Here is a 1,260-nt window from a genome sequence, read left to right as displayed (position 1 = left end):
GCCGACCGCATCCCCGAACTCTACGAACCCTTCCGCCGCTTCCGCCCCAACCGCACGGGCTCCGCCAAGGGCTCCGGCCTGGGCCTGTCCATAGTGCAAGCCATAGTCCACGCCCACGCAGCCCGAATAACCACCACCGCCAACCACCACGGCGGCCTCACCATAGCCATAACCCTCCCCCGAACCCCCCACCCCCCAAGACCCACGCCACCAACCCTCTCCCCCCACCCGACCCCCGAACGAGCACAGACAACCTCAACGACGGCAACTCTTTGAGCCCGGCGAGCAATGCTCCCAACGGGGATACTTGAACGGTTGGCTAGGCTTCAGCCCGGCCGGCGCATGAGGCCACGGGGTCCACTGCTCGGGATTCTCGGCACGGCGGGGATGGTCATCGCGGGGTTGTTCACGGCGAGGGCGACGAAGGCCGCGGCGGCGGAGGCGACTCGTGCCGCGGCTCAGGCCCAGGCGGAGCCCGAGCAGCGGCGCGTGGATCTGGAGGCGTTCCGGGCGATCCGCGCGGAGCAGGCCATGGAGATAGACGAGATGCGGGCGGAGGCTCGGAGTATGCGGTCGCTGCTGCGTGCGCTGGCTCGGGCCTACGAGGGTCTGTATCGGTGGGCGCGTGATCCGGTGGGGCCACCGCCGGAGCCTGAGGACAGGGTCAAGGAGTATCTCCGAACCGGAGTGTGAGTCCGACCTGCGTAAAGAGCCCCCGCTGCTGCCCTTCGTGGGCAGCGGCGGGGGCTTTCGCGCATTTGGTAGGGCTCATCCCCAGTCACTTTTGCGATCTGCTATCTCGATGTCAGGAACCTGTCGACGACGCGAGGCCAGGTTCACGACATCCGCTCGTGGTGCCTGCGCCGTGGCAACCGACGAAGCTGCCCCGACCTCTGGAACGAGGGAACGCAAGAGGACGAGGTTGAGACCCAGTTCTTCTGACGCCTGCCTCGACGACGCCCCGCTCTTGCCAAAGCGCCGGGTCATCATCGTCCGCATCAAAAGTGGTTGCTCCGGATGAACAATTACCGGCTCGTTGAGCCTCCAACCCCTGTTCGCAATCTGCTTGAACAGGCTCTGGGTGCGTTCCTTGTCGATGATTTCGAGGTGGCGCGACCGCATGATGAGGGCTTGCATGGACACTCCCCAACGAGCTTTCAGTTCTCCTACTGAGGTTTCCGAGTCCGATTGACGGTGTGTCAAATGAGGGCATACCCGTTGTATGGGGAGCTTGGGGATGACCCCGGTGGAGCGGGAGCG

At 65.2% G+C, this 1,260-nt stretch carries 3 protein-coding genes; 2 read left to right on the top strand and 1 reads right to left on the bottom strand.

All coding sequences use genetic code 11. The features are described 5' to 3' along the window. Positions 1 to 9: 9 nt before the first annotated feature. Positions 10 to 276 carry an ATP-binding protein gene (locus ACZ4FV_RS52410; RefSeq protein ID WP_465328558.1) on the top strand — a complete coding sequence of 89 codons (267 nt, stop codon included), beginning with the start codon at positions 10 to 12 and terminating at the stop codon, positions 274 to 276. A 126-nt stretch (positions 277 to 402) separates the two neighbouring features. Then, the gene (locus ACZ4FV_RS52405; protein WP_395873938.1) at positions 403 to 693 is read left to right on the top strand and encodes a hypothetical protein; all 291 of its coding nucleotides are present in this window, start codon (positions 403 to 405) and stop codon (positions 691 to 693) included. A 75-nt stretch (positions 694 to 768) separates the two neighbouring features. On the opposite strand, the gene ACZ4FV_RS52400 is transcribed toward ACZ4FV_RS52405, so the two are convergent. After that, positions 769 to 1,137: a hypothetical protein gene (locus ACZ4FV_RS52400; RefSeq protein WP_465328556.1), complete on the bottom strand. Its 369-nt coding sequence runs from the start codon at positions 1,135 to 1,137 to the stop codon at positions 769 to 771. Between the last annotated feature and the right edge of the window lie 123 nt (positions 1,138 to 1,260).

The organism is Embleya sp. NPDC025285, from assembly GCF_055558835.1.
The sequence above is the reverse complement of the archived record's forward strand: the minus strand, read 5'-3'. Positions and strand labels throughout refer to the sequence as shown.

Bases quoted from the DNA above. Each gene is read 5' to 3' on its own strand.
- ACZ4FV_RS52400 (WP_465328556.1), bottom strand. From the start codon at position 1,137: ATGCAAGCCCTCATCATGCGGTCGCGCCACCTCGAAATCATCGACAAG.